This is a genomic window from Enterococcus sp. AZ079 (assembly GCF_050547255.1).
Lineage (GTDB): Bacteria > Bacillota > Bacilli > Lactobacillales > Enterococcaceae > Enterococcus_D > Enterococcus_D casseliflavus.
In genome coordinates, this window is record NZ_CP172955.1 from 3,096,122 (window position 1) to 3,122,924 (window position 26,803).

Consider the following 26,803-nt stretch of genomic DNA (forward strand, 5'->3'; position numbering starts at 1 on the left):
TCTTAATTATTATAGTTTGATTTCGATATTAACACCGCTTGGCAAGTCTAGCTTCATTAAAGCATCAACAGTTTTTGGTGTTGGATTCACAATGTCGATTAGACGTTTGTGTGTACGCATTTCGAATTGTTCGCGTGAATCTTTGTATTTGTGCGTCGCACGGATGATCGTGTACAAGCTGCGTTCAGTTGGTAATGGAATTGGACCAGATACGCCAGCTCCAGTTCTCTTTGCAGTTTCTACGATTTTATCCGCTGATTGATCTAAAATACGATGTTCATACGCTTTTAAACGGATACGAATTTTTTGTTTTGCCATTGTTTTCCCTCCTTCGCCTATTTTGAAAAGTAGACATAGCTCCACGAAAATTTTCCGTCACGCTCGTCCATGGCAAAGCGTCCGGGCGTGTCGCAACCTCTCGTTTCGTAGCCGGCAGAAAATCTCTTTGCTGCCAGTGTGACTTACGTATTTACGTAAACAGCACCTTTATGATTATATTACGGATAAACATTGATTGCAAGCTTTTTTTATGGAAAAACCGGGATTCTTTTGCATTTCTTTCAGAAAATTTTCTTTTAGTTTCGTAACACAAAAAAGAAGCGTTGACCGCTTCTTTTAAGCACTTCTTCATTTCCCATTTATTATAGAAGAAAACCTGCTATTGCGGCGCTTCCTCCTGCATACGGTCTTGGGCGTGGGTATAGGCACCATGCCACACATGACCCACATAAGGATTGATCACCACTCCTTCTTTGATTGCCGCTGTGACAAAGGCTTTCGCTAACCGAACGCTTTCCACGACGGGTTTGCCTTTTGCAAGACCCGCAGCGATCGCAGCTGAAAAGGTGCAGCCTGCCCCGTGATTGAAATCGGTAGCGATTTTTTCACTTTCTAACAAGAGGAAGGATTGCCCATCATAAACGAGGTCAATGGCTTTTGCTCCTGGCAAGCGATGCCCCCCTTTGATCACGACGTATTTAGCACCTAATTCATGGATTTTTTCAGCAGCTTGCTTCATGGCCTCCACACTCGTCAAATCACCCAAACCTGAAAGAATCCCCGCTTCTACTAAATTGGGGGTGACAACATCTGCTAACGGCAACAAATGCGTGATGATGGCATCGACGCTTTTTGGCTGTAAGATTTCTGCAGTCCCTTTGCAAGCAATGACAGGATCGATCACCACATTTTTGACTTGCTGCTGTTGGATCATCTGCGCAGCTTGGACAATATTGTCTTCATTGCCTAACATGCCCGTTTTTAGAGCATCCATCGGATCACCTGCAAAAGCAGAGATCATTTGTTTTTCGACAAGCGCTGTTTCCATCGCCGTTACTTCATGGCTCCAACCTGCTTGTGGGTCCATCGTGACGATCGAAGCGATCGTGGCAAAACCAAAGACACCATATTCCTGAAATGTTTTTAAATCTGCTTCGATACCGGCACCTCCGGTTGAATCCGACCCAGCAATTGATAGGACTTTTTCCATCTTCCTCATCTCCTTGTGCTTTTTGCTAAGTATAGTCAATCTTCCCCTTGACGAAAAGAGCCATTTGGCTTATTTTTAAACCATCCAATTGAAAAAGGTGGTGCAGGATGGCTTCATCAAGTATCGACAAACAGAAGAAACAACCGATTTACCAGCAGATCGTGACTCATTTTATCGAAGAGATCCAAGCGGGAACCTATGGACCTGGGGATCGTTTGCCGCCAGAGCGCAGCCTCGCCCAGACTTTTGGCGTCAATCGTTCCACCGTCGTCAAAGCGTTAGATGAATTGAAAAGCTTAGGATGGATCGAACGAAAACAAGGCAGCGGCTCTCGTGTATTGGAAGGGCGTTGGGGGAACCGCCAAACGCCACTTTCTTATTTGCGCTCGTCTTTAAGCAGCCCTTATCTGCAGCAAGACCCTTACGTTCAACAGATTCAGCATTTGCGCACTGAGAAGGATGTGCTGGATCTGTACACAGGTGATCTACCTGCCGATCTGATCCCCGATTTCACGTTTCCTGCCTTTACCTGGGAAGAGATTCGCAAAGAAAGCACCAAAGTATTACCGACGGGTTATGAACCTTTGCAAGAAATCTTATTGCAGCACCTTGCTGATTCCTTCAATTTGCCCACCAGCGGTCAAAAACTAGTAATTACTGCCGGTTCGACGCAAGGAATCACCTTGCTGATGCAAGTCTTATTGCATGCGGGGGATTGTATTGCGACAGAGGACCCTTCTTTCTTGTTCTCTCTCCCCTTGTTTTCCACGATGAATGTCCAGCTGATTGGGATCAAGCAGGATAGTGAAGGGATGCGGCCTGCGGCATTGGAAAAAGTGTTGAAGGAAAAGAAGATCAAATTTGTTTATCTGAATCCCACCTTCCAAAATCCAACGGGTCATACTATGAGTGACCATCGGCGCCAAGCGATCATCCGCCTTTGCCAGACCTACCAAGTACCGATCATAGAAGACGATGTTTTTAGCGAGTTGGCTTTTGATAAAGTACCGCCCAAGCTAAAATCCATGGCTCCCGAAACCGTCATTTATTTAGGCTCGCTTTCAAAATTACTAGGATCATCCATAAAAATCGGCTGGCTTTTGGTGCCAGAAGCGTTAGCCGACCAATTTGCCCAAGCGAAAAAACGGATGGCGATCGATACCACGATCTTCCCGCAAGTCCTTGCCAATATCGCCTTACGCTCCTTTGATTACCACCAGCAACAGCGGACACTGCTTGCAGAAATGGCCCAGCGCCAGCAAGACTTACTCCAACTCTTGCAGGCATTCCAGGAGGATTGGCAATGGCAGCCGACGAAAGGTGGTCTTTACCTGTGGTTGACTTGGCGTCACCGCACATTGACTCGCAAAGATTGGTCACTCTTTTTGGCGAACGATTGCTTAGTAGCACCTGCGTTTCTTTTCAGTAACGATACGAATGGCTTGCGTTTGAACTATACCCGCTTAGCCAAAGATGATTTACCGCTATTTCAAGAACGATTCACAAAAATCACCCAACAGTTAAAGGAGCAAACCTATGAACGAAACCATTGAGCTTTTGCACAATCACCGCACTTACCGACAATTTGACCCTGACTACCGCTTGAGCCAAGAGCAAGTAACCGCGATTTTGACTGCGGCTCGTCAAGCACCTAGCTGGATGAACGGGCAAGCCTATTCGATCTTAGTGATCGACGACCCGCAGATTCGCCAACAAATGGTCGAATGGAATCCTGGCAATCCTCATATCGCAGCAAGTTCACTCTTTCTGCTATTTTTAGCTGATTTAAATCGAACCAAAAAAGTTGCTGACGAAAAACAGACTCCCTATCCAATCGATGAGGGCTATCAGCCACTATTGATCGCCACCACTGATGCCAGCATCGCTTTGCAATCTGGTGCGATCGCTGCTGAATCACTGGGCTTAGGCACCGTCATTTCTGGCAGTGTCCGCAAAGACAGCGCCAAAATCGCTGAATTGTTGCACTTACCAGAATATGTCTATCCTGTGGCTGGCTTGAGCATCGGTAAACCAATCGTAGAAATGAAGGTCAAACCTCGCTTGCCAGAAGAAGCGGTCATTCATTACAACCATTATCAGGACTATTCTTATGAGGCGATCGAAGCGTACGATCAAACGATGACTGCTTTTGGAGAAGCCCGCGAGACCAAACCATGGTCAGAAAAATTCGCTGGCTTTTACAGCAATCGTCCTGACCAAGGATTTGACGCCTTCTTGAAGAAGCAAAAACTAATAAAATAAAAAGCACCGCTCTCTTTAGCTTCGATGAACCACAGTGGATTCGTCAACGCTAGAGATGGCGGCTCTTTTTTGGTTCTACGAGTTAAAAAAAAGAGCAAAAGCGCGTACGCTTTTGCTCTTCGATCAATCAAATTAAGCTTGGATTGAAGTTACAACGCCTGAACCAACAGTACGTCCGCCTTCACGAATTGAGAAACGAGTTCCGTCTTCGATAGCGATTGGGTGGATCAATTCAACGTCGATTGTTACGTTATCACCAGGCATAACCATTTCAGTTCCTTCTGGTAATTCAACAACACCAGTTACGTCAGTTGTACGGAAGTAGAACTGAGGACGGTAGTTAGTGAAGAATGGAGTGTGACGTCCACCTTCTTCTTTTGTTAAAACGTAAACTTCAGCTTTAAATTTTGTATGAGGTGTGATTGTACCAGCTTTAGCTAATACTTGTCCACGTTGGATGTCTTCACGAGCAACCCCACGTAGCAATGCACCAATGTTATCCCCTGCTTCAGCATAGTCTAACAATTTACGGAACATTTCAACACCAGTTACAGTTGTTTTAGCAGTTTCTTCAGCAATACCAACGATTTCAACTTCGTCACCAACGCGAACTTGTCCACGTTCAACACGGCCTGTAGCAACAGTACCACGTCCAGTGATTGAGAATACGTCTTCGACTGGCATCATGAATGGTTTGTCAGTGTCACGTTCTGGAGTTGGAACGTATTCGTCAACTGCAGCCATTAATTCCATGATTTTTTCTTCGTATGAAGCATCGCCTTCAAGAGCTTTCAAAGCAGAACCAGCGATTACAGGAACATCGTCGCCTGGGAAGTCATATTCTGACAATAAGTCACGAACTTCCATTTCAACTAATTCTAGTAATTCTTCGTCATCAACCATATCCATTTTGTTTAAGAAAACAACGATGTATGGTACACCAACGTTACGTGATAACAAGATGTGTTCACGTGTTTGAGGCATAGGACCATCAGCAGCAGATACTACTAAGATCGCGCCGTCCATTTGAGCAGCACCAGTGATCATGTTTTTAACGTAGTCCGCGTGTCCTGGGCAGTCAACGTGAGCATAGTGACGTGCTTCAGTTTCGTACTCAACGTGAGCAGTTGAGATAGTGATTCCGCGTTCGCGTTCTTCTGGAGCGCCATCGATTTGGTCGTAAGCTGAAGCTTGAGCCAAACCTTTTTTAGATAATACAGTTGTGATAGCAGCTGTAAGTGTAGTTTTACCATGGTCAACGTGTCCGATCGTACCAATGTTTACGTGGGGTTTAGAACGGTCAAATTTTTCTTTTGCCATTTTAAAATGTTCCTCCTAAAAATGCAGTTTATTTTTTATATTTGATAGGTAGGGAGCCGCAGCTCCCCATCCCTTATCATCGATAATATTGTACACGAAACTCAGAAAAAAATATAGCTTTTTACTTAATTTCCTATACTTCCATCAATTATTCAGCTTTGCCGCCGTTTTTCTTGATGATTTCTTCTTGAACAGATTTTGGTACATCTTCATAGTGATCAAATGTCATCATGAACGTACCGCGACCTTGTGTTGATGAACGAAGTGTCGTTGCGTAACCGAACATTTCAGCTAATGGCACGATTGCGTTCACGATTTGTGAGTTACCGTGTGCTTCCATTCCTTCTACGCGTCCACGACGAGCAGTTACGTGACCCATAACATCACCTAAGTAATCTTCTGGTACAGTGATAACTACTTTCATCATTGGTTCAAGAATTACTGGATTTGCTTTCTTCGCTGCAGCACGTAAAGCCATAGAAGCTGCAACACGGAAGGCAGTTTCACTTGAATCGACATCATGGTATGAACCATCATAAAGTTTTGCTTTGATGTCTACTAATGGGTAACCGGCTAAGACACCGTTCGCCATTGAGTCTTCAAGTCCTTTTTCAACTGCTGGGATGTATTCACGAGGAACCACACCACCGACAATCGCGTTTTCGAATTCGAAGCCTTTACCTTCTTCGTTTGGTGTAAATTCGACCCATACGTGACCGTATTGACCTTTACCACCAGACTGACGTACAAATTTACCTTCCGCTTGTGTTGCTGCACGGAATGTTTCACGATAAGAAACTTGAGGCGCACCTACGTTTGCTTCAACTTTAAATTCGCGACGCATACGGTCAACTAAGACGTCCAAGTGAAGTTCTCCCATACCAGCGATAACAGTTTCGCCTGTTTCAGCGTTTGTTTCCACACGGAATGATGGATCTTCTTCAGCAAGTTTTTGTAAAGCAACCCCCATTTTATCTTGGTCAGCTTTTGATTTAGGCTCAACAGCGACTTCGATAACTGGTTCTGGGAATTCGATTGATTCAAGGATTACTGGTGATTTTTCATCACATAGTGTATCCCCAGTTGTTGTGTCTTTCAAACCAACAGCAGCGGCGATATCGCCTGAGTATACTGTTTGGATTTCAGCACGAGTGTTGGCGTGCATTTGTAGGATACGACCGATACGTTCGCGTTTGCCTTTTGAAGCATTCAATACGTATGATCCAGAGTTCAAGATACCTGAATACACACGGAAGAATGTCAAACGACCTACGAATGGGTCAGTCATTACTTTAAATGCTAATGAAGCAAATGGTGCTTCATCGTCAGCCGGACGATCAGTTTCTTCGTCTGTTTTAGGATTGATCCCTTTAATCGCAGGAACATCAAGTGGTGAAGGCAAGTAGTCGATGACTGCATCCAACATCAATTGAACCCCTTTGTTTTTAAAGGCAGATCCGCAAAGAACAGGGAAAAAGTCAACAGTCAATGTTGCTTGACGAATACCAGCTTTCAATTCTTCTTCAGTGATTTCTTCACCTTCCAAGAATTTCATCATTAGTTCTTCATCAGTATCAGCAACAGCTTCGATTAATTTTTCGCGCCATTCTTCAGCTAATTCTACGTATTCTTCAGGAATTTCAGTCTCTTGGATTTCAGTTCCTAAGTCATTTGTGTAGATTTCAGCTTTCATTTTTACTAAGTCGATAATACCAGTAAAGTCATCTTCCGCACCAATTGGTAATTGGATTGGGTGAGCATTTGCTTGTAAACGATCATGTAAAGTTGATACAGAGTATAAGAAGTCTGCACCAATTTTGTCCATTTTGTTACAGAATACAACACGCGGTACGCGGTAATCTGTCGCTTGACGCCAAACTGTTTCTGTTTGAGGTTCTACACCTGATTGTGAGTCCAACACAGTTACAGCACCATCAAGTACACGCAATGAACGTTGAACTTCGATTGTGAAGTCCACGTGTCCTGGTGTGTCGATGATATTTACGCGGTTTTCTTTCCATTGCGCAGTTGTCGCAGCAGAAGTGATTGTGATCCCACGTTCTTGTTCTTGTTCCATCCAGTCCATTTGAGAAGCACCTTCATGTGTTTCACCAATTTTATGGATTTTACCTGTGTAATAAAGGATACGTTCAGTTGTCGTTGTTTTACCAGCGTCAACGTGGGCCATGATCCCGATATTACGAGTTTTTTCTAGCGAAAATTCTCTTGCCATTCTAGGTTGTTCCCCTCTCATTCTTACTTAACTTAAGCTAAGGTTGTCTCAGTACCTTCCAATAAAAAGCAGTGAGGATCTTACCAACGATAGTGAGCAAATGCGCGGTTGGCTTCCGCCATTTTGTGTGTGTCTTCGCGTTTTTTCACAGAAGCACCAGTGTTGTTCGCTGCATCCATGATTTCTTTTGCAAGACGTTCTTCCATTGTGTGTTCGCCACGCAAACGAGCGTAGTTTACCACCCAACGAAGACCTAGAGTTGTACGACGTTCAGGACGTACTTCTACTGGTACTTGGTAGTTAGAACCACCGACACGGCGAGCTTTAACTTCCAATACAGGCATAATGTTTTTCATTGCTTGTTCGAAAACTTCCAATGGATCATTTCCTGTAGATTCTTTGATAATGCCAAAAGCATTGTAGATAATATTTGCAGCAACACCGCGTTTACCATCAACCATTACACGGTTGATCAAACGAGTTACTAATTTTGAGTTATAAATAGGATCTGGTAAAACATCACGTTTTGCAACAGGACCTTTACGAGGCATCCGTAACTCCTCCTTCCGAGATATCAGTTCTGATTTAAATAAGATTCATTTGATCTGTTTGTCTTAAAGATTAAGCTTTAGGACGTTTTGTACCATATTTAGAACGAGATTGTTTACGATCGTTAACACCGGCAGTATCCAATGCACCACGAACGATATGGTAACGTACCCCTGGTAAGTCTTTTACACGTCCACCACGTAACAAGACCACGCTGTGTTCTTGTAAGTTGTGTCCGATACCTGGAATATAAGCTGTCACTTCAATCAAGTTTGACAAACGAACACGCGCATATTTACGTAGAGCTGAGTTCGGTTTTTTCGGTGTCATAGTTCCCACACGAGTAGCTACCCCACGCTTTTGAGGTGAGTTAACATTCGTTTGAGCTTTCTTGAAACTGTTATATCCTTTGTTCAATGCTGGTGAATTTGATTTTTCAACCTTGGATTTACGAGGTTTACGTACTAATTGATTAATTGTAGGCATCCCTAGTTGTCCTCCTTCCTTGATTCGCTTTATAGTCCCACACATCCAGGTGGTTCTTTTTTTGCGATAAAAAATAATGCATTCTCTGCATTCATATCAACTATGCTTTGATAGACAGTCAGCACGTCTCCAACGAGAGACCTGTAGATAAAGCACCTTTGATAGAATATCATGCTTATTCTTACCTGTCAAGTATCCTCCTAGGCTTTTTTCAAAAGAAATCTGTTACGAAAAAATCCGCAAATTTTGCGCTTCTTCCTATATAATAGAGACAAAGCATTTATTTAAAAAAGGCGGGAAGAAAATGAACCTAAAAGAAATGGTCGGCATTGAAGCGGCTAGTTATGTAAAAGATGGCATGGTCGTTGGCTTGGGCACTGGCTCAACAGCCTACTACATGATTGAAGAACTGGGTCGACGGGTAAAAGAAGAAGGTCTATCGATCACGGGTGTCCCAACTTCTTGGGCATCGAAAAAACAAGCAGAAGGATTAGGTATCCCGATTCGCACCATCGATGAAGTGGACGCTGTGGATCTTACGATCGACGGTGCAGATGAGATCAGCCAGGATTATCATGGCATCAAAGGCGGCGGTGCAGCCCTTTTATTCGAAAAAATTGTGGCGTCTAACTCCAAAAAAGTCTTGTGGATCGTTGATGAATCGAAAATGGTCGAAACACTTGGTGCCTTCCCGTTGCCAGTGGAAGTGATCCCTTATGGCAGCCAACAGCTGTTGCGTCTGTTCGAGAAGAAAAACTACCATCCAAAACTGCGTCTGAATGAAGAAGGCGAACCGTTAAAAACCGATTGCAGCAATTACATCATCGATCTTCATCTAGAAACGATCACCGCCCCTACTGAGTTGGCACAGGAATTAGATGCTACAGTGGGCGTGGTTGAACACGGTCTATTTTTGGATATGGTCCACACGATCATTGTCGGATTGCCTGAAGGCCCGAGTACCAAGCACGTTAGATAAAGGAAACAAAAAAGAGGAGCGATATCGCTTCTCTTTTTTTTCGTTATTTTTCTTCAATCGACTTAATTTTTATTATTTTTTGTGCAAATTACCCTATCATTTAAGAAATAATTATGATACATTCAATAAAAAGGGAAAGGTAGGAGGGTTTATGAAAATCATAGGCTATGCTCGTTCAACGATCACCGACAACTCAACAAGTGAACAATTAAACAAGCTCGAAGAATTTGGGTGTCATGAATTTTTCCATGAGACATTTAGCGTGGAAGAAAGTGAAGAAAATCATTCATTGGAGTCAGTGGTGGCACAAATGCAGCCCGGCGACACCTTAGTCGTTACGGAACTGCATCGTTTAGGGAAAACCACCAGACAGCTGACCGATCTCACTGATCTATTAAAACAGCGAGAGCTTCATCTGGTTTCACTGGCAGAACAAATCGATACCCGCGGTCCGATGGGACAGGTTTACTTCAATTTAATGGAAGGACTTGCGATCATGGAACGCTCACTCATCAAAGAGCGCACGCTGGTCGGCTTAAATAAAGCCCGCAAAAAAGGCAAAATTGGCGGTCGTCCAAAAATCGATCCGAAAACGATCAAAAAAATCCGTCAATTGTACTACGAGAAAAAAGAAACGATTCAATATATTTCTGAAAAATGCGGTGTTTCTGTAGGTACATGCTATAAATACATAAAATTATCCGAAGAAGAATGGAACAAGTTACGTTCATAGTTGTCGACTCCCCCTAGAACAGCATGAAACAAAAGCGGTCCTCTTTTTAATGATCCCCTTTTGTTTTTCCTTAAGAATGGCGTTTTCCCCCAGCTTTTCCTCCAAAACCATGGAAATTCTTTGAGAAAGAGTGTACAATAAATACGGAATTGAAAATTTCAGAAAAATATCGAATATCTAAAGGAGAGTTTTACATGCCAAAATTAGTATTTTCTCGTCATGGACTAAGCGAATGGAACAAATTAAACCAGTTTACCGGTTGGGCTGATGTTGATCTAGCGCCAGAAGGTGTCGAAGAAGCAATCGAAGGCGGACGTAAAATCAAAGAAGCAGGCATCGAATTTGACGTTGCTTACACATCTGTTTTAACTCGTGCCATCAAAACTTGTAATTACATTTTAGAATATTCTGATCAACTTTGGGTACCAACGATCAAATCATGGCGCTTAAACGAACGTCATTACGGTAAATTACAAGGTTTAAATAAAAAAGAAACTGCTGAAAAATACGGTGACGAACAAGTACACATCTGGCGTCGTTCTTACGATGTTTTACCTCCATTGATGGAAGCTTCAGATGAAGGTTCTGCTGCAAACGACCGTCGTTATGCAATGCTTGACCCTCGCGACGTACCTGGTGGAGAAAACTTAAAAGTTACTTTAGAACGTGCATTGCCTTTCTGGCAAGATGAAATCGCCCCAGCATTAAAAGACGACAAAACTGTCTTAGTTGCGGCTCACGGAAACTCTCTACGTGCATTAGCAAAACATATCGAAGGTATTTCTGACGAAGATATCATGGATCTTGAGATCCCAACTGGTCAACCACTTGTTTATGAATTGAACGATGATTTGACTGTTGCGAAAAAATACTACTTATAAGCCTCGCTTATCGCTGCCCTTTTTTAAAAAAGGGCAGTTTTTTTATTGGCATTTCCTCCCCCCTCTTTTATAATTGAGGGCGTACTCGAAAGGAGCTTACTATGAAACTAGTCAAAAATGATACCGTTTTATTTTTAGGTGACAGCATCACAGATTGCGATCGTGATCGCCAAGATCCCCACGATTTAGGACATGGGTTTGCCCGTCTCGTTGCCGATCAGCTGGCAGAAACATTCCCCACTGCAGGATTTATCTTTTATAATCGGGGGATCGGCGGCAACAAAGCTGCCGATGTCTTAGCCCGTCTCCAAGAAGATTGCCTTCAATTAGCACCTGACGTCTTGGTCTTTATGATTGGGATCAACGACACGTGGCACAATGCCGGTGGTCCCGATTTTGGTTCAGAAGCTGCGGCAACGTCCTTTGAGGAAACCTACCGTCAAATTCTGGAACAAGTGACCCAACAGGGGATCACGCGCATTTTCTTACTGGAACCTTTTGTTTTGCCATATCCTGAAGATCGTCAAACCTGGCGGATCGATCTTGATCCGAAAATCCAAATCGTTCGTCGCTTAGCTGCCGCCTTTCATTGTCAGTTGCTGCCGCTGGATGGCTTGTTTGCCGAAGCAGCCGTTGCTAGCTCCCCGCAGGCACTGACAGGTGATGACGGGGTGCACCCCACTCCTGCAGGACACGCCTTGATTGCGAATCAGCTAATGGCCCGTTTGGCTTTTTCTTCTGAAGGGTAAATAAACAGACCGCTCCGCGACAACCAAGTCGCAGGAACGGTCTTTTTTATGATTAAAGATAGGTTGAAGGAGTCAAGGAATCTTGGTAGATTGCAATCACGTCTTCTTCTTGCAGCGGTACATACGCATTTGTTGCAATAGAGCTGAATTGAACTGCTTGAGCCGCCATTTCAGCAAAATGGGTGTCATCGGCGATCCCTACTTCTGGCAAAGTCATTGGAATATCGCAAGAAGCAAAAAAGTCATACAGTTTTTGAATCCCCATTCGGGCAGCTAATTCTGGCACTGCTTCTTGGACACCAAAGACTTCTCTAGCAAACCGCGCAAATTTCGGCGCCGTTTCTTCATTCAATACATGAAGCATCCAGCGTGGGGTCAGGATCGCTAAGCCGATGCCATGGGTAATGTCATAAAACGCACTCAACTCATGCTCCATCGCATGACAAGACCAAGCACCACCCTTGCCGCTTCCAGTCAAACCATTTAAGGCTAAGGTGCTCGCCCACATCAAATTCGCCCGTGCATCATAGTCTGTGGGGTCATTTAATGCGATGGGCAGATTTTTAATGACTGCTTTTAGCAATCCTTCTGCTACACCGTCTTGGACATCTGTTCCTTCTGTTTTACTGAAATAATTTTCAATCAGATGGCTCATGATATCCGCTGAACCGGCAGCCGTTTGATAGCGACTGACACTAAAGGTCGTTGTTGGATCTAAAAAAGATACTTTCGGTAAAATTTCGGGTCCGTGAACACCAAGTTTTTGTTTCGTTTCTAGATTAGAGATCACCGCGCCGCGATTCATTTCACTGCCAGTAGCCGCAAGGGTCAAGATCGTTAATAATGGAATCGCTGGTCCTTGATAGCTTCTGGAAAGAACTAAGTCCCAAGGCTCTTGCTCACTGCAAGCCGCCCCAGCGATCACTTTGCTGCAATCAATTACAGAACCGCCGCCAACAGCTAAAATGACGTCGATCTTTTCTGAACGACAAAGAGCGGCTCCTTGACGAACGGTTTCGATTCGTGGATTTGGATCGACACCAGTCAATTCAGTGACTTGATTGCCGTTGGCAGTCAATTGCGCCATGACTGCATCGTACAAGCCGTTTTTCTTGATACTGCCGCCACCATAGACTAGCAAGACGTTTTTTCCAAATGTATTCAGTACTTCTGGCAGCTCGTTCAGACGGTCTTTCCCAAAACGAATGTCCGTCGTTACATGAAACGTAAAATTATTCATTGTCTCGTCTCCTTTTTACACCTTTTCTTTTCATTAAACCATTTTCTGGCAAAAGTGCAACGCTTCTTCGTGGCTTTTTGCCAACAAAAAAAGATAACACATTCTCGGTTGCATGCAAACCAATACGATTTGGCTGCTTGCTCTATCAAAAGCAAGCAGCCTTCGCATCGTTCATGCACCGATCCTGCGGTATCTTTTTTACGCGATCGCTGTTTCTAAGCCAACTTTGATCATGTCGTTAAATGTCGTTTGTCTTTCTTCTGGCGTTGTTTCTTCTCCAGTGATGATGTGGTCGCTGACAGTACAGATCGCTAAAGTTTGAACGTGGAATTTCGCCCCTAAATAGTATAAGGCTGCGGCTTCCATCTCAACACCCATCACCCCAAGGTCTGCCAACTGTAACGTTTCCGTCATGTCATCTTTGTAGAAGGTATCTTCAGATAAGATGTTGCCGACGTGAGTCGTAAATCCTGATTCAATCGCTGTATCATAGGCTTTACGCAACAGTGCAAAGTCAGCGATTGGTGGGAAATGGAAACTTTGGAAGTTTTTTGCTACCATCGATGAACTTGTTGCTGCCGCTTGGGCAATCACAAGATCACGCACGTGGACATCTTTTGAGATGGCACCACACGTACCGACCCGAATCAATTTCTTTACGCCGTAAGAGTTGATCAATTCATGGGCATAGATGCTCGCTGAAGGCATGCCCATGCCAGTTCCTTGGACAGAGACCCGCTCGCCCTTATAAACGCCTGTATAGCCCAACATCCCCCGAACGTTGTTGTAACAGATCGGGTCTTCTAAAAATGTTTCAGCAATATATTTTGCCCGCAGTGGATCACCTGGTAACAAGATTTTGTCTGCGATCTCGCCTGCTTTTGCTTCGATATGAACGCTCATTCGTTTTTCTCCTTTGATCTGCTTTTTATAGGACTGCTAACGTTTCTTTGATCAACGCTTTAAATTCTGCCTTGACCCGTTCCGTCGTTTCCACGACTTCTTCATGATTCAAGCTCGCTTGCATACCAGCAGCCAAGTTTGTGATACAAGAAACACCTAAGACTTTCAAGCCACTGTGAACAGCAACGATCACTTCTGGGACAGTCGACATACCGACAGCATCGGCACCGATCGTCCGAGCAAAGCGGATCTCTGCTGGCGTTTCATACGTAGGACCTGAGAAGCCCATATAAACACCTTCTTTTAAGTGCAATCCTTTTGATGCACCAACTTTTTGTGCCGCTTCCCGATAAGGCAAATGGTAGGCTTGGCTCATATCTGGGAAACGTGGCCCCATTTCTTCTTCGTTTTCACCAATCAGTGGGTTGTCCCCCATAAAGTTGATTTGATCGGTGATCAACATCAAGTCTCCCGGCTGGAAGCTTTCGTTTACGCCGCCACAGGCATTGGTCACGACTAAAGAGTGAACTTTCAATGCCGCCATCACACGGACGGGGTAAGTGACCGTCTGCATCGAATGGCCTTCATAATAATGGAATCGTCCTTGCATCGCTAAGACTTTTTTCCCAGCTAATGTTCCATAGACCAATTGTCCTGCATGACCGACCACTGTCGAAACAGGAAAATGCGGGATATCGTTGTAAGGCAACACGATTGGGTTTTCGATCTCATCGGCTAATTCACCTAAGCCAGATCCTAAGATCAACCCAAATTCCACTTCACCGACGCCGCTTTCTTGGATAAATGCCGTTGTTTCTTGTAATTTCTCATGTAACGTTGTCATCTCATCACCTCTAGTTTAAATGTTGTAAAAAGCTTGTTCCGTTTTCTGTAGCTGAAACACCAAAGTTTTCAGCGATCGTTGCGGAAATATCCGCATAGTAGCCTTGTGGCAATTTGCCTTGGCCTTGGAATTTCTTGCTGTACGCTAATAATGGCACATATTCTCTCGTGTGATCCGTTCCCCTAAAGGTTGGGTCATTGCCGTGGTCAGCTGTGATCAACAACAGATCCTCGTCTCCCATTGCTTCTAAAAGTTCTGGAATACGCAAATCAAAATCTTCAATGGCATGGGCATACCCTACGACATCGCGACGGTGACCATAAAGCGCATCGAAGTCGACCAAGTTCGTAAAGCTTAGACCCGTAAAGTCTTGTTTCATCACCTTCAGTAACTGATCCACACCGTCCATATTGCTCTTCGTCCGTACAGAATCGGTGATTCCTTGTCCGTTGAAGATATCATTGATCTTCCCAACGGCGATCACGTCTTTTCCAGCTTCTTTCAAGGAATCTAATACTGTATGGCCAAATGGATCGAGTGCGTAGTCATGACGATTGCTCGTACGAGTAAAGTTTCCAGGCTCACCGACATACGGACGCGCGATGATGCGGCCGATCATATATGGCTCATCTTTCGTGATGTCCCGAACGTACTGACAAATACGATACAATTCTTCTAATGGAATGATTTCCTCATGCGCGGCGATCTGCAACACTGGGTCAGCCGAGGTGTAAACGATCAGATCGCCTGTCTTCATTTGATGTTCGCCAAAGTCATCAATGACTGCTGTCCCAGAATACGGTGCATTGCAGACGATTTTGCGTCCAGAGAACGCTTCGATCTGTTGCAATAATTCATCGGGAAACCCATCGGGAAATACGCGGAAAGGCTTTTGGATATTCAAGCCCATGATCTCCCAGTGCCCCGTCATCGTATCTTTCCCAACGGAAACTTCTTCCAATTTGGTTGCATACCCATCATGGTCAGCTACCGCCTTCACGCCTTCTAAAGGACGGATCGTCCCTAGGCCTAATTGTTCCAAGTGAGGGATCGTCAAGCCTGCTTCTTTTGCAATATGGCCTAACGTATCTGAACCGACATCACCAAAAGCTGCCGCATCAGGTGCTTCACCAATTCCGACTGAATCCATCACGATCAAGTGTACACGTTTAAACATTCTATTCCCTACTTTCTTTATTTTATGCTTTTACAAGCGGATCTACTACCTCTATCATACTAAACTTAAGCAAAAATTGCGCTGGGTTGCTTTGGAAATTTCCTGATGCGTTCCTTTCACCCAGAGGATAGAAAAAGGGCAGGACACAGCAACACATTCATGTCCCATAGCCCCACCCTTTCATACTGAAAAAATTATTTAGATTTAATGTAGTTCTTCCCGTTAGCTTTCGGACCAGCGGCTTTTCCAAGGAAAAGAACGAGCACGATGATCGTCAAGGCATAAGGCGCAGCTTGTAAGTAAACCGCTGGAATGGAAGAGATGATTGGCAGTTGGCCACCTACGATACTGATGTTTTGCGCAAAACCGAAGAAAATCGCAGCTCCCATTGCACCAAGTGGATTCCATTTACCAAAGATCATCGCAGCCATCGAGATAAATCCTTGACCGGCGATCGTTGTCACGGCAAAGCGACCCGCGATCGATTGAGCAAACAAGGCACCGCCCATCCCGCCAAGGAAACCAGAGATCAAGACACCTGAGTAGCGCATCACGTAAACATTGATCCCTAAGGTATCCGCTGCTTGTGGATGCTCACCGACAGAACGAAGACGCAACCCAAAGCGTGTTTTGAAAATCACGAACCACGCGATCACTGAGATCAAAATAGCGAAGTACGCCGGTAAGAATGTTTGATTAAAGAAAATCGGGCCAATGATAGGAATATCTTTAAGAATCGGGAAATTGAAATACCCCAATGTCCGTTGGATGTTATCCGTTTGCCCTTTGTTGTAGATCGCTTTGACTAAGAACACAGCCAAAGCTGGTGCCATCAAGTTCATCACCGTACCACTGATGATGTGGTCGGCACGGAAGTTGATGGTTGCCACCGCATGCAGCAAGGAGAAAACCACACCGACAAGTCCGCCGACGAGCATCCCTAACCATGGTGTCCACGCACCAAATTGTGACGCAAATTCAATATTGAAAACAATCGAGCTAAAAGCACCCATAACCATGATTCCTTCAAGACCCACGTTAACGATCCCGCTGCGCTCTGAGAACACGCCACCTAGCGCCGTCAAAATCAGAGGAGACGCATAAATCAATGTTTGAGTGACGATCGAAGAAATTAAACTAATATCCATTAGATGGTTCCTCCTTCCTGATCTTGATCGTTTGGTTGGGCTTCAATCTCCTGTACGACCAGCGCTTCTTTTTTGCCGTCAAAGATTTTTGCCAACAAGAAACGAATCACAAAGCTGATCGCTACGAAGAAAATAATAATTGCGATATTGACATCGACTAATTCAGATGGAATACCTGCAAACTGCATGCCTTGTCCACCTAATTTCAAAATACTGAACAAGAGGGCTGAAAGCAAGATTCCGATCGATGAGCCGCTTCCTAACAAGGATACAGCCATACCGTCAAACCCGATGCTCAATGATGACCCTTGAACGAAGAAGTTTTCAAACGTTCCTAGTCCTTGAACGACTCCACCTAATCCAGCAAGCGTTCCAGAGATGATCATGGAGATAATGATCGTCCGTTTGCTGCTCATCCCCGCATATTCAGAAGCGCTTGGGTTCAAGCCCACCGCGCGGATTTCATAACCAAGAGTGGTTTTTTTCATCAAGAACCAAACCAAAACTAAGAAGATCAAGGCTAAGAAGATCCCTAAGTTCAAGCGAGAGTTGCTCGTGATGCTTGCTAGAAACGGCGTCTGCATGGAGGCATTTTCCCCCACCATTTTTGTGACCCCTTTTGTCGTGATCATGGATTCGCTCATCACATTATTGACTAAATGGTTCCCCGTATAAAGCAAGATATAGTTCATCATGATCGTCACGATGACTTCACTTGTTCCAAAGAATGCCCGTAGGAAACCAGGAATCGCAGCTGCGATCGCCCCGCATAAAGCCCCTACGATCACGGCTAATGGCAAGACCACCAACCGAGGCGCATCTGGCATCGCTAGTGCGACCCAGATACTAGCAACCCAACCTGCTAGCGCTTGACCAGAAAGACCGATATTGAAGAATCCGGCTGAATTTGCAACGGCAAACCCCAGAGCGGTAAAGATCAATGGTCCTGCTGTAACAAAAATCTCACCAATGTTGCGGGCATTTAACCCACCTGTTTGTCCGTTGATAAAAACGGTCCGAAACATTTGTGTATACCCTGTGATCGGGCTGTAGCCGAAGGCCGCCATGATGATCCCGCCAAGGACGAATCCTAACAAGACAGCGATGATCGGCACTAATATATTGCGGATCTTTTCTTTGCGGTTATTCAACCGAACCACCTACTTCCTCCATTTGCAGCTCTCGTCTTGCTTCCTCCAAGGAGTACCCTGCCATCAACAAGCCAAGCTCTTTCTCTGATGTTTCTTTCGGATCAACGACCCCAACGATCTCACCAGCATGAATAACAGCAATGCGGTCTGATACATTCAAAATTTCATCTAATTCAAAGCTGACTAACAACACCGCTTTGAACTTATCCCGCTGTTCAATCAAGCGTTTGTGGATAAATTCGATCGCTCCAACATCCAACCCACGGGTCGGATTGGCAACGATCAATAGATCAGGATCGCGGCTGATTTCTCGTGCGATGATCGCTTTTTGTTGATTCCCGCCGGACAATGCCCGTGCTGGTACGATCTCGTTGACTGTTCGTACGTCAAATTCTTGAATCAAATCACGAGCAAACTCGTTGATCTCTCCGTAATCCAAGACACCTGCATTACTCAAAGGTTTTTTGTAGTAGGTTTGCAAGGCGATGTTTTCTGATAACATCATATCCAAGACAAGTCCGTATTTGTGGCGGTCTTCTGGCACATGACCAACGCCGGCTTCGGTGACTTTCCGAGGCTTGAAGTTGGTGATGTCATCACCATTCAGCAAGACCTTGCCGCTTTCGACTTTCCGTAAACCAGTGATGGCTTGTAACAGCTCTGATTGCCCATTGCCATCGATCCCAGCAATCCCCAATACTTCACCTGCACGTACTTCTAAGCTTAAGTTTTTGACTGCTTCTAAGCCACGGTTTTCTTTTACAACTAAGTTTTCAACAGAAAGCACGACTTCTTTTGGTGACGCTTCTTTCTTCGGTGTCTTGAAGGACACAGAACGACCAACCATCATATCGGCCAACTGTTGTGAGCTGACGTCTTTGACATTGACAGTGCCGATCCCTTGTCCTCGACGGATAACTGTACAACGGTCTGCCACCGCTTTGATCTCATCCAGTTTGTGGGTGATCAAGATGATCGATTTGCCTTCACGCACCAATCCGCGCATGATCTCGATCAGCTCTTCGATTTCTTGCGGTGTCAAAACTGCCGTTGGTTCATCAAAAATCAGTACATCTGCGCCGCGGTAAAGAGTCTTCAAGATCTCTACCCGTTGCTCCATCCCAACAGAGATGTCACGCACATAAGCATCTGGATCAACCGATAAACCATATTGTTCAGAAACTTTTTTGATTTCTTTGCGGGCTTTCTTGCGATCTAACACACCGAGATGATGGGGTTCGCTCCCCAAAATGATATTTTCTGTTACAGTAAAGGCGTCTACCAGCATGAAATGCTGATGCACCATCCCGATCCCCAATTTGTTTGCTGCGGTCGGACTCGTGATATTCACTTTTTCACCATTCATCCAGATTTCACCAGATGTTGGTTCCAATAATCCTGACAGCATATTCATCAAGGTCGACTTGCCCGCTCCATTTTCACCAAGCAATGCGTGGATTTCTCCTGGCCTTACTTGCAAGTTGACATCGTCATTGGCTTTGAACGTTCCAAACTCTTTGGTGATATGACGCATTTCTACAACATATTTTTCCTCAGCCAAATTACTCACATCCTTACTTTCTAATTCGCTTATACAAACCATTCGTCATGTCAAAAAAATAATTGCTATTGCTTAGGATGATTACTATCCTCATGAAAACCCGTAGCTTTCATCAACATAGTAATCCAATGACGATCATCTTGCCCTAAACTAGGGCAAGATAACCGAAAAGAACAACTTTATTTTTCAGGTGTTTCTGGTACTTCTACTTTGCCGTCGATCACGTCTTGTTTCGCTGTTTCGATCGCTGCTTTGGCATCATCTGAAAGGAACCCTTCAGTAATGTCTACACCGCCATCTTTCAAGCCGTAAACAATGTGTTCGCCGCCAGGGAAGTTGTCTTCTAACGCACGAGTTGAGATATCTTGAACCGCTGCGCCAACACCTTTCAATGTTGAAGCCAATGTGAAGTTATCTTCTTTGCCATCAGCAGTTGTGTATTTTCCTTCGTCTTGTTGATCGCTATCTACACCGATGACCCAAACTTTTTTGTCTTCTAGGTCTGCTTCGTTCAATTGTTCATTGATTGCTTTTGCTTCTTGGAAGACACCTGCACCAGTACCACCAGATGCGTGGAAGATTACGTCAGCGCCGCCTTGATACATTGAAGCTGCCAATGCTTTCCCTTTGGCAGGATCTCCAAATGATGCTGCATATTGAGAATCAATTGTAATTTCTTTGCCTAATTTTTCAGCTGCGTCTTGAACACCCTTCGTGAAACCAGCTTCGAAACGGTCGATAACGACGCCTTCTTCACCACCGATGAAGCCGACTTTGTTTGTTTTGGTTGTATACGCTGCAGCATAACCAGCTAAGTAAGCTGCTTCGTTATCTTTAAATGTTGCTGAAACAACGTTGTCTTTGCCTTCGATCACATCATCAATGATCCCGAATTGTGTATCAGGGTTTTGGTCAGCTGCTGCTGCGATTGAATCTTTCAATAAGTAACCCACACCGAAAATCGTTTTGAAACCATTTTGAACGGCACCATTTACGTTGGTTGTGTATTCTGAAGCTTCATTTGATTGCACGTAGTCATAACCACCAGCACCGCGAGCGATCCCGTGTTCCTCACCCCATGCTTCTAAGCCTTCCCACGCTGATTGGTTGAATGAACGGTCATCCACCCCACCGATATCGGTAACGATTGCGACACTATGCGCTGCATCAGTCGTACCGTCTGCAGAACCGCCGCCAGTTGAATCAGTTGAACCTGAATTTCCTCCGCCACAAGCACCAAGTAAAGTCAACCCAGCTACTGCAACAATACCTAAACTAAATAATTTTGCTTTTTTCATTGCTGTAAAGCCCCCTAAAAATATAGTTTTTTTCAACAGCCGCATCGACTGAATGAACATGGTTTATAAATCTTTGTTCGTGAAGTAATAAGGCAATAGGCCTTCTACCGTGGTTTCTTTGATGACACCATCATCGCCGACTAAGGTCACCGGCATATCTGGCGCACAAAATTCCACCATGACCTGGCGGCAAGCACCGCAAGGAGAGATCGGTTCTGGCGTATGACCCGCCACAACCAAATGTTGAAACTCTTTTTCGCCTTCAGAAACGGCTTTGAAAAAAGCGGTTCGTTCTGCGCAATTTGTTAAGCCATATGAGGCATTTTCAATGTTGATCCCTTGATATATCGTACCATTTTTGGCAACGAGACAAGCACCGACCGGAAACTTAGAGTACGGCACATACGCTTTATCTAAGGCGGAAACGGCGGTGTCGATCCACTCTTTTTTCGCTATTGTCATTGTCTTCCCCGCTCTTATTTTTATTTTTTGCTACTTTACTTAATAATGCTAAGCTTAGTAGCCAGCACCTGTTGAGCCAGTCACGATAGCAACACTTGCGCTTGTTCCTAAGCGGTTTGCGCCCGCTTCGACCATAGCTGCAGCTTCTGCTTCATTGTGGATACCACCAGAAGCTTTGACACCCATTTCTGGTCCTACTGTTTCACGCATCAAGCGAACATCTTCAACGACTGCCCCACCAGTTGAAAAGCCAGTTGAGGTTTTCACGAAATCTGCACCAGCTGCTTTGGCTAATTCACAGGCTTTGACGATTTCTTCGTTGTCTAATAACGCTGTTTCAATGATTACTTTGACAAGCGCTTTGTCTTTGGCTGCTTCAACGACTGCTTCGATGTCTGCTTGAACTTTTTTGTATTGTTTTGATTTCAAGGCACCTACGTTGATCACCATATCGACTTCATCTGCGCCGTTTTTGATCGCATCTGTTGTTTCATAAGCTTTGACCTCAGATGTGTTTGCCCCTAAAGGAAAACCGATCACGGTACAAACAGCCGTTGGTTCGCCTTGTAATTTTTCTGCTGCTAATGAAACCCACGTTGGATTGATGCAGACAGAATAGAAGTGATAGGTTTTTGCCTCTTCGATGATTCGTAAAACATCTTCCTCCGTTGCGTCTGCTTTCAAAATCGTGTGGTCGATCATGCGATTCAATTCCATTTTTATTCGCTCCTTATTCTGTAATAATGTCATGGATCAATGGCGGTTCTGCGCCATCTTCCCCAATTTCAATATTTTGGTCGATCAATGCTTTGACATCCTCGATTGCTTCGGTATTGCTATAGATCGTCAATAGCGATTCCCCTTTGCTTACGGATTCGCCCACTTTCTTATGCAATTTGATGCCCACGGCATGGTCGATGTCTTCGTCTTTGGTCTTACGACCTGCCCCTAACATCATCGCCGCGATCCCTAGCTCATTGGCAACTAATTTCGTCACCACGCCGCTCGTTTTCGCTGGGACTTCCACTTCATATTTCGCTGTCAAAATCTTGCTCGGGTCATCGATCACTGTAGCGTCTCCGCCTTGGTCTGTAATCATCTGTCTGAATTTTTCTAACGCTTTGCCTGAATGCAGGGCTTCTTCCAACAGTTGGCGTGCTTCTTCCAATGAATCAGCTTTTTTCGCTAAAACGACCATTTGGCTGCCCAGTGCATAGCACATTTCTTCCAAGTCTTTCGGTCCTTTTCCTTGCAGTGTCTCAATGGCTTCCACCACTTCCAAACTGTTGCCGATCGCTTCCCCTAAAGGCTGTGACATATCAGAAATGACTGCCATCGTTTGGCGATTTGCCAATTTTCCGATGCGGACCATCGTTTGGGCTAAGCGTTTAGCATCCTCCAAGTTTTTCATAAAGGCGCCATCGCCTGTGGTTACATCTAACACGATCGCATCGGCACCTGCCGCGATTTTTTTACTCATGATCGAGCTGGCGATCAATGGGATCGAACTAACCGTTGCCGTCACATCTCGTAAGGCATACAGTTTTTTGTCTGCAGGAGCTAAATCTCCTGATTGACCGATCACGGCCACTTTGCTTTCGTTGACTAATCGGATAAAGTCGGCTTCAGAAAGCTCGATTTTAAATCCAGGGATCGCTTCAAGCTTGTCTAAGGTCCCACCAGTATAGCCTAAGCCGCGGCCAGACATTTTCGCAACCGGTACGCCAACACTAGCCACTAATGGCGCTAAGATCAATGTGGTCGTATCACCAACACCGCCAGTCGAATGCTTATCGACTTTGATTCCTTCAATTGAGGATAGGTCGATCACTTCACCAGAATTTGCCATTGCTAGCGTTAAGTTCGTGATCTCTTCATCTGTCATATCTACATAAAAAATAGCCATCAACAAGGCACTCATTTGATAATCTGGAATACTTCCTTCAGTATACGCAGTTACAATGTAGTCAATTTCTTCCTTCGTCAATGACTTGCCGTCACGTTTCTTTTCAATTAAATCCACCATTCGCATCGAAATGACCCTCGCTTCCTTTAACATTATACAATAATTTTTCGTAGGGTAAACCACTTTAGTAAAACAGTTTACTAAATATCGCAAAACTATGAAAACACTTACAAGAAGAAATATACCGCATTATTTCTCGCTTGTCAATGTCTTCACGCTCTCACGAATAATTAATTTTGTATCAAAAATCTTATTTGGAATTCGCCGTGTCGGAAACTCAATGGCGTCCACTAAAAACTTCGCTGCGGTAAACCCGATCTCAAAAGTCGGCTGCATGACCGTGGTAAGCGGTGGTGTGATGTATTCCGATAATTTCAAGGCATCAAAGCCGATCACCGAGTAGTCTTCTGGTACTTTTTTGCCCGCCTCATAAATCGCTTGATAACAGCCGATCGCCATGGCATCGTTGCCACAGAAGAACGCTGTGATCTCTTTATACTTCAATAATTCCTTCGTTGCTTCGTACCCGCCGGTAACCGTTAATTCAGCATTTTCTACATATCGGCCTTTAAAAGGGATCTGATGATCCTTTAAGGCATGGCGATAGCCATTGAACCGTTCCTCTAATTGATAGTAGCCGGTGATTTCTTTGAGCATCGCAATGTTGCGGTGACCATTTTTGATCAAATAGCTAACAGCTTGGTAGGCGCCTTCGTATTCTTTCACGATCAAACGACCATTGTCCCGCTGATTGATCCCACGATCAACTAAAATAATTGGTCGGTCATCAAAGAACCCGCTCTTCAAGGAATAATCCTCTGGCAGCAAATGCGGCGTCGCTAATAAGATGCCATCTACCGAACGATGAGACAGTTCATTCAAATATTGAACCTCTTTTTCTTGGCTGTGGCGCGAATTGCATAACACTAGCATGTAACCTAGTGGATTGAAATAACTTTCCGCCCCTTCAATGACTTTAGAGAAAAAGAAATCCGTCACATCAGGCACGATCATTCCGATCGTTTTTGAATGGCGGTTGATAAGATTCGAAGCAAAAAAATCCGGCTTATAGTGATATTTATTTACGATATCTAAGACCCGCTTTCGGGTTTCTTCACTAAAACGGCTGCCTTTATTGTTTAGGATCTGCGACACGGTCGTGACAGAGACGCCAGCCATTTCAGCAATCTGTTTAATCGTCAATTTCATCTGCTTCTCTCCTCTCTTGCCTAAAGTGTAGCAAATTTTTCTCAAAAAAAATAGCACACTTTCAACAAGTGTGCGACTTTCTTTTTCGTTGATCAAAAATGGCCCGATGATACAGACAGCTCTTTTAGCGGAGCTGCGATTGCTCCAAAGACTGATGACAACAGGCTTTTTGAGAAACCAACTGGTCCAGTTGCCGCTAACCAGCGCTTGTCTTGGCGATGCCTTTGATCTGTTGAGAATCAAAGAGCAGCTACGCTTCTTTTACGCTTTGAATGATGTAATAGCCTTTGTCTTTTTTGATGATTTCGGCATTGCCAAAGGTCTCTTGCATTTTCTTTTGAGCACTCGGCGCCCCTTGTTTCTTTTGGATCACGATCGTTAAAGTCCCGCCTACTTTAAGCAAAGGAAACGCCCCCGTCAAAATCTCATGAACGACTTCTTTTCCTGCCCGAATCGGCGGATTGCTGAGGATCGCCGCATAAGCAGGTTGATTTAATTGGGCATAGATATTGGATTGATGGATATCTACCTGTTCAATGCCGTTACGCTGGGCATTGCCTTTTGCCAAATCCACTGCCCGCTGATTGATATCGATCATCTCGACAGGTCGTTGACTCGCATAAGCCAACGCTAAGCCAACAGGTCCATAGCCGCACCCAACGTCCAGCAGACTTCCTTCTGGCAGCTCCCCCCACTCAAACGCATCGATCAGCACCCGCGAGCCATAGTCCACCGTGTCACGGGAAAACACCCCGCTATCTGTCACAAAATGAAAGTTCTTTCCTCTTAATTCAAACGACCACTGCTCAAAATCATGGGCCGTATCAGGATTTTCTGTATAGTAATGATTACTCATGGTTATGCTCCTTTCTTCTATTTCCTCTTCGCTTGTTTTTTCTACTGGTTTCTACTAGTTTTTCCTTGTTTCTTCTATTCGAACAAGTGAACATAGTGAAATCACCAGTAAAAAAGCCCTGCAAGATTTGTCTGCTGCTTCTTTCTAATCATACCGAAAAACAGCCAGAAGTAAACGCCCAGCAAAAAAAACAACGAAAAAACAGTTTTTTGTTGTTTCTGCAAAGGAAATCATGTCTTTTTTCCAAGTTCCGCAAGTTTCTATGGTAAAATACTTTCGAACAGTGGCCTATCGCTTCTAATAGAAACCGATGATGCCGCAAAAAAAGGAGCCTACTATGCAAGAAACCATGAATTTTTATCAAATTCCTCGTGAGCAATGGCAAGGTTTTTATACGAACGGCATGATGCCTTTCACTCAAGAAGAATTGGATAATATCAAAAGTTTGAACGACCGGATCTCGGTTCAAGATGTGGAAGATGTTTACGTGCCTTTGTGCCATCTGATCCATCTTTATATGAAAGAATTTGAATCATTGACCCTCAGCAAGGGACTCTTTTTACACCGCTACGTCAAAATGCCGCCTTTTATCATCGGCATCGCTGGAAGTGTCGCCGTCGGCAAAAGCACCACCGCACGGCTCGTCCAAAATTTGTTGGCCCGTTTGTTTCCCCGTAGAACCGTCCAACTGATCACCACTGACGGCTTTTTGTACCCGAACGAAGTCTTGGAAGAACGCGGCAGCTTGAATCGCAAAGGATTTCCAGAAAGTTATGACATGGAAGCCTTGATCAACTTTTTGAATGCGGTCAAATCAGGAGAACCAGACATTCAGATCCCCGTCTACTCCCATGAAGTCTACAATATTATTCCTGATACGTATGAAACGATCAGTCAACCAGATATCTTGATCGTGGAAGGCATCAATACCCTACAACTGCCTGCCAACCAACAAATCTATATCAGCGACTTTTTTGATTTTTCAATTTTCGTGGATGCCCAACCAGCACTGATCGAAAAATGGTATTTGGAACGATTTGAATCATTACTAGACACTGCCTTTCAAGATCCCAGCAATTATTATTACCAATATGCGATCGGGGATCGCAAGGAAGCGATTAAAATGGCAAAAGAAGTATGGAAAAATGTGAATTTAAAGAATTTACACGAGTATATCTTGCCTACACGCAGCAGAGCCGATATAATTCTTCATAAAACAAAGCACCATTTGATCGATGAAGTGTTCTTGCGCAAGTATTGACCGCTTCATTTTTATGATTATGCTGTTGAAAAGGCCCAGCCTTTTT

Annotated in this window: 26 protein-coding genes; 7 read left to right on the forward strand and 19 right to left on the reverse strand. The window is 44.4% G+C overall.

Annotated features, from left to right (window positions below; all coding sequences use genetic code 11):
• Window positions 1-9: 9 nt before the first annotated feature.
• Both rpsJ and thiD read right to left on the reverse strand, forming a co-directional pair.
• The gene (gene rpsJ / locus IGJ15_RS14720) at window positions 10-318 is read right to left on the reverse strand and encodes a 30S ribosomal protein S10 (protein ID WP_003127966.1); all 309 of its coding nucleotides are present in this window, start codon (window positions 316-318) and stop codon (window positions 10-12) included.
• A gap of 340 nt (window positions 319-658) precedes the next feature.
• Window positions 659-1,489, reverse strand: a complete 831-nt coding sequence (gene thiD / locus IGJ15_RS14725; protein ID WP_010748615.1) for a bifunctional hydroxymethylpyrimidine kinase/phosphomethylpyrimidine kinase — start codon at window positions 1,487-1,489, stop codon at window positions 659-661.
• 107 nt (window positions 1,490-1,596) lie between these two features.
• Between thiD and IGJ15_RS14730 the strand changes: the two genes are divergently transcribed.
• Both IGJ15_RS14730 and IGJ15_RS14735 read left to right on the forward strand, forming a co-directional pair.
• On the forward strand, window positions 1,597-3,042 hold the full coding sequence (locus IGJ15_RS14730) for a PLP-dependent aminotransferase family protein (protein ID WP_010748614.1): 1,446 nt from the start codon (window positions 1,597-1,599) through the stop codon (window positions 3,040-3,042).
• Window positions 3,026-3,751: a nitroreductase family protein gene (locus IGJ15_RS14735; protein ID WP_010748613.1), complete on the forward strand. Its 726-nt coding sequence runs from the start codon at window positions 3,026-3,028 to the stop codon at window positions 3,749-3,751. Before IGJ15_RS14730 ends, IGJ15_RS14735 begins: the two co-directional genes overlap by 17 nt.
• A 132-nt stretch (window positions 3,752-3,883) precedes the next feature.
• Here the strand turns inward: IGJ15_RS14735 and tuf are convergent, their stop codons facing one another.
• From tuf to rpsL, 4 genes are all read right to left on the reverse strand, one after another.
• Entirely contained in the window at window positions 3,884-5,071 is a 1,188-nt protein-coding gene (gene tuf, locus IGJ15_RS14740) for an elongation factor Tu (protein WP_005226902.1), read from the reverse strand.
• Window positions 5,072-5,219: 148 nt separating this feature from the next.
• The gene (fusA, locus tag IGJ15_RS14745) at window positions 5,220-7,304 is read right to left on the reverse strand and encodes an elongation factor G (protein ID WP_005226900.1); all 2,085 of its coding nucleotides are present in this window, start codon (window positions 7,302-7,304) and stop codon (window positions 5,220-5,222) included.
• A gap of 80 nt (window positions 7,305-7,384) precedes the next feature.
• Entirely contained in the window at window positions 7,385-7,855 is a 471-nt protein-coding gene (gene rpsG / locus IGJ15_RS14750; protein WP_003127957.1) for a 30S ribosomal protein S7, read from the reverse strand.
• 70 nt (window positions 7,856-7,925) lie between these two features.
• Window positions 7,926-8,339, reverse strand: a complete 414-nt coding sequence (gene rpsL / locus IGJ15_RS14755) for a 30S ribosomal protein S12 (protein ID WP_003127956.1) — start codon at window positions 8,337-8,339, stop codon at window positions 7,926-7,928.
• A 304-nt stretch (window positions 8,340-8,643) separates the two neighbouring features.
• Here rpsL and rpiA point away from each other — a divergent pair, with 304 nt between their 5' ends.
• From rpiA to IGJ15_RS14775, 4 genes are all read left to right on the forward strand, one after another.
• Window positions 8,644-9,318: a ribose-5-phosphate isomerase RpiA gene (gene rpiA, locus IGJ15_RS14760; RefSeq protein WP_010748612.1), complete on the forward strand. Its 675-nt coding sequence runs from the start codon at window positions 8,644-8,646 to the stop codon at window positions 9,316-9,318.
• A 151-nt stretch (window positions 9,319-9,469) separates the two neighbouring features.
• Entirely contained in the window at window positions 9,470-10,051 is a 582-nt protein-coding gene (locus IGJ15_RS14765) for a recombinase family protein (RefSeq protein WP_005226873.1), read from the forward strand.
• Window positions 10,052-10,245: 194 nt separating this feature from the next.
• The gene (gene gpmA, locus IGJ15_RS14770) at window positions 10,246-10,932 is read left to right on the forward strand and encodes a 2,3-diphosphoglycerate-dependent phosphoglycerate mutase (RefSeq protein WP_005226871.1); all 687 of its coding nucleotides are present in this window, start codon (window positions 10,246-10,248) and stop codon (window positions 10,930-10,932) included.
• Window positions 10,933-11,033: 101 nt separating this feature from the next.
• Window positions 11,034-11,681: an SGNH/GDSL hydrolase family protein gene (locus tag IGJ15_RS14775; RefSeq protein ID WP_010748610.1), complete on the forward strand. Its 648-nt coding sequence runs from the start codon at window positions 11,034-11,036 to the stop codon at window positions 11,679-11,681.
• 52 nt (window positions 11,682-11,733) lie between these two features.
• Here IGJ15_RS14775 and IGJ15_RS14780 read toward each other — a convergent pair whose 3' ends face one another.
• From IGJ15_RS14780 to IGJ15_RS14840, 13 genes are all read right to left on the reverse strand, one after another.
• Window positions 11,734-12,921 carry an iron-containing alcohol dehydrogenase gene (locus IGJ15_RS14780; protein ID WP_430599180.1) on the reverse strand — a complete coding sequence of 396 codons (1,188 nt, stop codon included), beginning with the start codon at window positions 12,919-12,921 and terminating at the stop codon, window positions 11,734-11,736.
• Window positions 12,922-13,119: 198 nt separating this feature from the next.
• Window positions 13,120-13,824, reverse strand: a complete 705-nt coding sequence (deoD, locus tag IGJ15_RS14785) for a purine-nucleoside phosphorylase (protein WP_005226852.1) — start codon at window positions 13,822-13,824, stop codon at window positions 13,120-13,122.
• A gap of 25 nt (window positions 13,825-13,849) precedes the next feature.
• Window positions 13,850-14,668, reverse strand: a complete 819-nt coding sequence (locus tag IGJ15_RS14790) for a purine-nucleoside phosphorylase (protein ID WP_430599181.1) — start codon at window positions 14,666-14,668, stop codon at window positions 13,850-13,852.
• A gap of 10 nt (window positions 14,669-14,678) precedes the next feature.
• Window positions 14,679-15,845 (reverse strand): phosphopentomutase, encoded by a 1,167-nt coding sequence (deoB, locus tag IGJ15_RS14795; RefSeq protein ID WP_010748608.1) that lies wholly within the window; start codon window positions 15,843-15,845, stop codon window positions 14,679-14,681.
• A 194-nt stretch (window positions 15,846-16,039) separates the two neighbouring features.
• Window positions 16,040-16,993, reverse strand: coding sequence for an ABC transporter permease (locus IGJ15_RS14800; RefSeq protein WP_005232556.1), 954 nt, complete (start codon window positions 16,991-16,993; stop codon window positions 16,040-16,042).
• Window positions 16,993-18,144 carry an ABC transporter permease gene (locus tag IGJ15_RS14805; RefSeq protein ID WP_005226844.1) on the reverse strand — a complete coding sequence of 384 codons (1,152 nt, stop codon included), beginning with the start codon at window positions 18,142-18,144 and terminating at the stop codon, window positions 16,993-16,995. The genes IGJ15_RS14800 and IGJ15_RS14805 overlap by 1 nt, the downstream gene beginning before the upstream one ends.
• Window positions 18,137-19,678, reverse strand: a complete 1,542-nt coding sequence (locus tag IGJ15_RS14810) for an ABC transporter ATP-binding protein (RefSeq protein WP_369907731.1) — start codon at window positions 19,676-19,678, stop codon at window positions 18,137-18,139. The genes IGJ15_RS14805 and IGJ15_RS14810 overlap by 8 nt, the downstream gene beginning before the upstream one ends.
• Before the next feature lie 206 nt (window positions 19,679-19,884).
• A complete protein-coding gene (locus tag IGJ15_RS14815) occupies window positions 19,885-21,003 on the reverse strand; it encodes a BMP family lipoprotein (RefSeq protein WP_010748607.1) in 1,119 nt (372 codons plus the stop codon).
• A 63-nt stretch (window positions 21,004-21,066) separates the two neighbouring features.
• The gene (locus tag IGJ15_RS14820) at window positions 21,067-21,465 is read right to left on the reverse strand and encodes a cytidine deaminase (RefSeq protein WP_005226837.1); all 399 of its coding nucleotides are present in this window, start codon (window positions 21,463-21,465) and stop codon (window positions 21,067-21,069) included.
• 54 nt (window positions 21,466-21,519) lie between these two features.
• Window positions 21,520-22,182 carry a deoxyribose-phosphate aldolase gene (gene deoC, locus IGJ15_RS14825; RefSeq protein WP_005226835.1) on the reverse strand — a complete coding sequence of 221 codons (663 nt, stop codon included), beginning with the start codon at window positions 22,180-22,182 and terminating at the stop codon, window positions 21,520-21,522.
• A gap of 13 nt (window positions 22,183-22,195) precedes the next feature.
• On the reverse strand, window positions 22,196-23,497 hold the full coding sequence (locus IGJ15_RS14830) for a pyrimidine-nucleoside phosphorylase (protein WP_005226834.1): 1,302 nt from the start codon (window positions 23,495-23,497) through the stop codon (window positions 22,196-22,198).
• 123 nt (window positions 23,498-23,620) lie between these two features.
• Complete coding sequence (locus tag IGJ15_RS14835; RefSeq protein WP_005226832.1) at window positions 23,621-24,640, reverse strand: LacI family DNA-binding transcriptional regulator; 1,020 nt, start codon at window positions 24,638-24,640, stop codon at window positions 23,621-23,623.
• A 250-nt stretch (window positions 24,641-24,890) separates the two neighbouring features.
• Window positions 24,891-25,496: a class I SAM-dependent methyltransferase gene (locus tag IGJ15_RS14840; protein WP_010748606.1), complete on the reverse strand. Its 606-nt coding sequence runs from the start codon at window positions 25,494-25,496 to the stop codon at window positions 24,891-24,893.
• 337 nt (window positions 25,497-25,833) lie between these two features.
• On the opposite strand from IGJ15_RS14840, the gene coaA reads away from it, so the two are divergent.
• Window positions 25,834-26,757, forward strand: a complete 924-nt coding sequence (coaA, locus tag IGJ15_RS14845) for a type I pantothenate kinase (protein ID WP_005226828.1) — start codon at window positions 25,834-25,836, stop codon at window positions 26,755-26,757.
• The last annotated feature ends 46 nt before the right edge of the window (window positions 26,758-26,803 follow it).

Excerpts from the sequence above, each read along its gene's own strand:
- rpsJ (WP_003127966.1), bottom strand. The coding sequence starts at position 318 with ATGGCAAAACAAAAAATTCGTATCCGTTTAAAAGCGTATGAACATCGT.
- thiD (WP_010748615.1), bottom strand. The coding sequence starts at position 1,489 with ATGGAAAAAGTCCTATCAATTGCTGGGTCGGATTCAACCGGAGGTGCC.
- IGJ15_RS14730 (WP_010748614.1), top strand. The coding sequence starts at position 1,597 with ATGGCTTCATCAAGTATCGACAAACAGAAGAAACAACCGATTTACCAG.
- IGJ15_RS14735 (WP_010748613.1), top strand. The coding sequence starts at position 3,026 with ATGAACGAAACCATTGAGCTTTTGCACAATCACCGCACTTACCGACAA.
- tuf (WP_005226902.1), bottom strand. The coding sequence starts at position 5,071 with ATGGCAAAAGAAAAATTTGACCGTTCTAAACCCCACGTAAACATTGGT.
- fusA (WP_005226900.1), bottom strand. The coding sequence starts at position 7,304 with ATGGCAAGAGAATTTTCGCTAGAAAAAACTCGTAATATCGGGATCATG.
- rpsG (WP_003127957.1), bottom strand. The coding sequence starts at position 7,855 with ATGCCTCGTAAAGGTCCTGTTGCAAAACGTGATGTTTTACCAGATCCT.
- rpsL (WP_003127956.1), bottom strand. The coding sequence starts at position 8,339 with ATGCCTACAATTAATCAATTAGTACGTAAACCTCGTAAATCCAAGGTT.
- rpiA (WP_010748612.1), top strand. The coding sequence starts at position 8,644 with ATGAACCTAAAAGAAATGGTCGGCATTGAAGCGGCTAGTTATGTAAAA.
- IGJ15_RS14765 (WP_005226873.1), top strand. The coding sequence starts at position 9,470 with ATGAAAATCATAGGCTATGCTCGTTCAACGATCACCGACAACTCAACA.
- gpmA (WP_005226871.1), top strand. The coding sequence starts at position 10,246 with ATGCCAAAATTAGTATTTTCTCGTCATGGACTAAGCGAATGGAACAAA.
- IGJ15_RS14775 (WP_010748610.1), top strand. The coding sequence starts at position 11,034 with ATGAAACTAGTCAAAAATGATACCGTTTTATTTTTAGGTGACAGCATC.
- IGJ15_RS14780 (WP_430599180.1), bottom strand. The coding sequence starts at position 12,921 with ATGAATAATTTTACGTTTCATGTAACGACGGACATTCGTTTTGGGAAA.
- deoD (WP_005226852.1), bottom strand. The coding sequence starts at position 13,824 with ATGAGCGTTCATATCGAAGCAAAAGCAGGCGAGATCGCAGACAAAATC.
- IGJ15_RS14790 (WP_430599181.1), bottom strand. The coding sequence starts at position 14,668 with ATGACAACGTTACATGAGAAATTACAAGAAACAACGGCATTTATCCAA.
- deoB (WP_010748608.1), bottom strand. The coding sequence starts at position 15,845 with ATGTTTAAACGTGTACACTTGATCGTGATGGATTCAGTCGGAATTGGT.
- IGJ15_RS14800 (WP_005232556.1), bottom strand. The coding sequence starts at position 16,993 with ATGGATATTAGTTTAATTTCTTCGATCGTCACTCAAACATTGATTTAT.
- IGJ15_RS14810 (WP_369907731.1), bottom strand. The coding sequence starts at position 19,678 with ATGCGTCATATCACCAAAGAGTTTGGAACGTTCAAAGCCAATGACGAT.
- IGJ15_RS14815 (WP_010748607.1), bottom strand. The coding sequence starts at position 21,003 with ATGAAAAAAGCAAAATTATTTAGTTTAGGTATTGTTGCAGTAGCTGGG.
- IGJ15_RS14820 (WP_005226837.1), bottom strand. The coding sequence starts at position 21,465 with ATGACAATAGCGAAAAAAGAGTGGATCGACACCGCCGTTTCCGCCTTA.
- deoC (WP_005226835.1), bottom strand. The coding sequence starts at position 22,182 with ATGGAATTGAATCGCATGATCGACCACACGATTTTGAAAGCAGACGCA.
- IGJ15_RS14830 (WP_005226834.1), bottom strand. The coding sequence starts at position 23,497 with ATGCGAATGGTGGATTTAATTGAAAAGAAACGTGACGGCAAGTCATTG.
- IGJ15_RS14835 (WP_005226832.1), bottom strand. The coding sequence starts at position 24,640 with ATGAAATTGACGATTAAACAGATTGCTGAAATGGCTGGCGTCTCTGTC.
- IGJ15_RS14840 (WP_010748606.1), bottom strand. The coding sequence starts at position 25,496 with ATGAGTAATCATTACTATACAGAAAATCCTGATACGGCCCATGATTTT.
- coaA (WP_005226828.1), top strand. The coding sequence starts at position 25,834 with ATGCAAGAAACCATGAATTTTTATCAAATTCCTCGTGAGCAATGGCAA.